This window comes from Kitasatospora aureofaciens, assembly GCF_019192735.1.
GTDB lineage: Bacteria > Actinomycetota > Actinomycetes > Streptomycetales > Streptomycetaceae > Kitasatospora > Kitasatospora aureofaciens_A.
On the sequence record NZ_JAHTKP010000135.1, the window covers coordinates 1 to 4,592 of the forward strand.

Here is a 4,592-nt window from a genome sequence, read left to right on the forward strand (position 1 = left end):
CGCGTCCCGCTTGAACTCGGCCGTGTACCGCTTGCTCATGTTGCTCTTACCGCTCACTATCAGGACTGCTTCCTCCGGGACTCAACGTCCCAGTATCAGGCTGTCCAGTTCAGTGGGGGAACTTCAGGTGCGCCGGGCGGCCGTGGTGCGGTGGCTGGTGCCGCGTCAGGTGACGCTGCCTTGGGCGTCGACCATCGACTTCACTCCGTCGTCGAAGTACGAGCTCTGGTTCCAGCCGCTGCAGTCGATGGCGGCCATCACGCCGTTGACGTGGCCGAGGCCGGTGGAGTTGTCGAACTCACGCAGCCAGGGGCCGCCGGGCGACCTGTTGCCGAGGTTGCAGTAGATCCCGATGGTCCCGCTGAAGTAGCCCTGCGCGGTGGTGCCGGTGCACCACTGCTGGATCCCGCCGTCGTTGCGGTCGAGCGAGTAGGTGAGGACCGTGACGTCCACGCTCTGCGGGTAGTTCCAGGAGAGGCCCTGGCCGCCGGTGGCGTCCACCAGTCGGGTGCCGTCCTGCGGCCAGGTGGTCGCCAGGCCCACGTCGCGGCTGGGGGCGCTGCTGTCGATCCAGGCGTTGAAGGTGCGGAACTGCTTGGCGGCGAAGGTGCCGAACGGGTAGTTGCCGGACCGGTACCGGGGCGCGTAGATCCAGTTGGTCATCCAGGTCTTGCCCTGGCCGCCGTGCACGCAGGAGCCGGCCGTGATCACGAGCTGCTTGGACGGGCTGTTGAGGGCGCTGCCGCTGCAGACGTGGTCCTTGCCGTCACTCGGGTCGGTGAAGAACACCTTGCCCACCGCGGCGGACTCGGTGATCAGCGGCTCCTGCGGGCCGGCTCGGCCCGGCACGGTCGGTGCGACCGGTTCGGTGCTGCCCGGCTCGCCGGTCGGTGCTACGGCGGGGCCTGCGCTGCCGGAGGGTGGCGTGCCGGGGTCCGGGGCGTCGAGCGGGATCGCGTTCCTCATCCGCTCGGGCGTCCAGTAGTCCTGCACCTTGCTCGCGGCGGCGGCCGAGTCGACTGCGGTGCCGTCGGACAGCGTCGCCGTGGAGCTGCTGGAGCTGGCGGAACCGCTGGAGGCCGCGGTCGCCCGGGCGGCCGGCGCGCCGGGGCCGCCCGATGGCTGGGCCGCGGCAGTCCCGGCACCGGCGAACGCCAGTATGGCCGCCGCGGCCAGCGAGAACAGGGCATCCGCCCGCAGGAACCCGCGCTTGAACGGGCCGCTCTCGGGCCGCCGATCGGATTGATGCCGTGTCACCTTGCGACGCACGGCTCACCTCCAAGGGAGTCAGTGGTTTCCCCCACTGACGGTCACGCTAGACGGCCGGTCAGGACCTGAGCCGGTTGTGCTGGCCGGAAGGGTTCGCAGTCGAACCGATCGGATGCAATGCCGCGCGGCCAGCCGAGTGGCTGTGCCGTCAACCCGCGGAGGGGGCTGATCAGGCGATTCCCGGGCACCCACGCTATTCCGCCGCCCGGCCCGGATACCCATCGCCAGGAGAACACCAGAGCGGGGAAGGGCCGACGGGCGCGCCCTCGCACGACATCGGAGACCTCACCATGCCCAGGGACACAATTCCAAGAAGAGCGCGTCGGTGGCTGCCTGCCACGGCAGTGGCATCGCTAGCGGTTGGCCTGGTTAGCGCCGTACCGGCATCCGCGGCACCAATCACCCTAGTCCGCTGCCCGGCCCAGAACCTGCAGACCGCGATCAACGCCGCTGCCCCAGGATCGACACTGCTGGTGACCGGGACCTGCACCGGCAACTTCAACATCACCAAGAACCTGACCTTGATCGGCATCGGTGGCGCAGTCCTCGACGGCAACCACGCCGGCATCACCGTCACCGTCTCCCCGGGCGTCCGGGCACAGCTAACCAGCCTGACCATCACCCATGGCGCCGGCAACAACGGCTTTGGCGGCGGCGGCGTCCTCAACAACGGCACGGTGACGCTGACCCGCTCCACGGTGAGTGATAACACCACAACAGCCAACGGCGGCGGTATCTACAACAACTTCGGAGCCACGGCGACGCTGACCGGCTCCACGGTGAGCGGCAACACCGCACCGCTGGGCTTCGCCGGCGGCATCTACAACACCTTCGGAGACACCGTGACGCTGACCGACTCTACGGTGAGTGGCAACACCGCGGACGAGGGCGGCGGCGGCATCCTCAACGGAAGCAACGGCCCCACCATGGTGGGCCTTGTCGTGCTGAACCGGTCGCAAGTGACCAACAACACCGCACGTACCGAGGGCGGCGGCATCCTCAACGTCGACGGTGGCGCGGTGAGGCTGACCAACTCCACTGTGAGCGGCAACACCGCACAGAGCGTCGCAGGCAGAGGCGGCGGCGGCATCGCCAACGAATTTGACGCTACGCTGACGCTGACCGGCTCCACGGTGAGCGGCAACACTGCGGATGTCGATGGTGGCGGCATCTACAACCTCAGGGCCACGGCAACGCTGAATAGCTCCACGGTGAGCGGCAACACCGCGCACGCCGATGGTGGCGGCATCTTCAACGACAGTGGCACGGTGAGCCTGCACCGGTCGCAGGTGCTCGCCAACACCCCCGACAATTGCGCCCCGCCCGGCAGCGTTCCCGGCTGCACCGGCTAACGACCTCAACTTCCGACGGACGCTCTGGACGATCTCGCCGATGCGGGCGACTGTCGCGGCACGGGCCTGGGCGTCGGCCTGCCAGCGGTAGTAGCCCGAGCGGGAGACGCCGAGCACCCGGCACAGCCGCTGCACACCGAAGGCCCCGGCGTTGGCGGAGATGAAGTCCCATCGGCGGGGCGTCACTTCATCTCCCTGGCAGAATAGGCGGCTGCCCTGCGAAGGATCTCCCGCTCCAGCTGCCATTCCTTCTCCGCCTTGACCAGCCGGGCGTTCTCAGCCCGCAGCCGCATCGCTCGTCCTCGGCCCCGCCGGCCTGCGGTCTGCCGCCGGAGGACGGTGTCCCCTCGGCCTCGCGCACCCAGGTGCGCAGGGTCTCGTGGTTGATGTTGAGGTCGTCGGCGACGGACTTGAACGTCCGCCTGCCCGGCGAGGCTCGTCACAACGCGACCGCGTCGGCTCTGAACTCCGGACTGTACTTCGATGGCCTTGCCGCGCGGATCTTCACCTTCCTGGATCTACAAGATCCATTGTCAGGCGTGTCCACATCGCGGGGGTCACCTCACCGTCGACTACACCCCCGGCGAGCCCACCACAGGCCGCACCCCCCCGCCCGCCGGCCGCCGCCCGCATCACCGCCGTCGACCGCGACGGTGCCCCTTTCTGCGACCGCACCGTGCGCCTGACCGGCCCTCGCACCCCCGGCGCCCCCGCCCACGCCACCGCCCCCGCAGAGACCATCGCCGAGCTGACCGAACTGCTCGCCGACCGCACCGTCCTGATCTGGACCGAGAGCGACCTGACACCCCTGCACGACGCGCTGCGCCATCTCAAGCTGAACGTGGGCCCGCTCCTTCCCGCCGGGCACGGGCGGGTACGCCACCTGCGCCACGCCGCCGCCCAGTGGCGCGCCGACCTCGACCCCACCACCGGCGAGCTCCGCTTCCCCACCCCGCCCGGCACCGCCGACCGCCTCCTGTACCTCCTGCGCCGCATGGCTAAGCTTGACTCTGTCGGGGATCTTGGAGTTATCCGGCGCGGTGGCATGATCAACGGGCATGCTCGGGGCTGTTCGAAGACCGATGCAGTTGTCGAGGTGCCCGTTGTCGCTCCGTGCCCGTTCTGGTGAACAAGTCCCGTCTCTGACCGCGCAGATGGCGCGGGCGAGCAACCCGGGCGGTACGACGGCGATGTGGGTGAGAGACCGCCTCGACGGGCTGTGGCGTGACGAGGACTTCGCCGACTGGTACCCGCGCGATCCGCCTCGCCAGCGGCCTTCTCCAGGGCGGCCAGAGCGCCGGGGTCCAGGTGCATCCCAGCAGCGTCGTGGTGAGCGCGGACAGTGGTCGAGTCCACGCTGACCAGCGACAAGTCCACCTCACCCCGCTTCGCGGCCTCCGCGATCAGCCCCTCGAGCAGGGACTCGAAGACACCGGCGTCCCTCCAGACCCGGAAGCGACCGTAGACGGTCGGCCAGGGACCGAACTCGCAGGGCATCTCCCGCCACTGGGCGCCGGAGCGGAACCGCCAGATCACTCCCTCGAACTGATCCCGCAGTCTCTCGGGGTACGGGCCGTACTCGCCGATCGGCAAGTACGGCTCGATGAACGTCCACTGCTCGTCGGTGAGTTGCCTACGCGTCACACACAGCTTCCTACTGGCTTTCACTTTCGGGTGGGCGCGAAACCGCAATATTGATCACGACATCACACAGGCCCTAGTCACAGTCGATCTTTGCGGGAAACGCGGTCGCGACGGCGCTGGCCACTGATCGGGGTCATCATTTTCGTAGTGGAGCCGTGGGCGAGGCGGCGCTGTGGGAGTTCGCTTCCTGATCAGGCGACGCGGGGAGGGCGGTGGCGCCGGGTGACCACCAGGATGGCCATGTCGTCGTTGCGTTTGCCCTCGGTCCAGTGGACGACGTCTTCGGTGAGGGCATCCACCACTGCATCGGGGTCACTGAACTGCCTG

3 protein-coding genes and 2 pseudogenes are annotated in these 4,592 nt (G+C 68.7%); 2 read left to right on the forward strand and 3 right to left on the reverse strand.

Going from position 1 to position 4,592, the window contains the following annotated elements:
• Positions 1-165: 165 nt before the first annotated feature.
• Positions 166-1,269: a trypsin-like serine peptidase gene (locus tag KV557_RS41385; protein WP_308130319.1), complete on the reverse strand. Its 1,104-nt coding sequence runs from the start codon at positions 1,267-1,269 to the stop codon at positions 166-168.
• Between the two features lie 473 nt (positions 1,270-1,742).
• On the opposite strand from KV557_RS41385, the gene KV557_RS41390 reads away from it, so the two are divergent.
• On the forward strand, positions 1,743-2,621 hold the full coding sequence (locus KV557_RS41390; RefSeq protein WP_218207280.1) for a hypothetical protein: 879 nt from the start codon (positions 1,743-1,745) through the stop codon (positions 2,619-2,621).
• A gap of 187 nt (positions 2,622-2,808) precedes the next feature.
• Here the strand turns inward: KV557_RS41390 and KV557_RS45100 are convergent.
• Positions 2,809-3,033: pseudogene (locus KV557_RS45100) on the reverse strand (hypothetical protein); the annotation flags it as partial.
• A 264-nt stretch (positions 3,034-3,297) separates the two neighbouring features.
• On the opposite strand from KV557_RS45100, the gene KV557_RS41395 reads away from it, so the two are divergent.
• Positions 3,298-3,750, forward strand: a complete 453-nt coding sequence (locus KV557_RS41395; RefSeq protein ID WP_218207282.1) for a hypothetical protein — start codon at positions 3,298-3,300, stop codon at positions 3,748-3,750.
• 110 nt (positions 3,751-3,860) lie between these two features.
• Here KV557_RS41395 and KV557_RS41400 read toward each other — a convergent pair.
• A pseudogene (locus KV557_RS41400) lies at positions 3,861-4,265 on the reverse strand (transposase); the annotation flags it as partial.
• Positions 4,266-4,592: the final 327 nt, after the last annotated feature.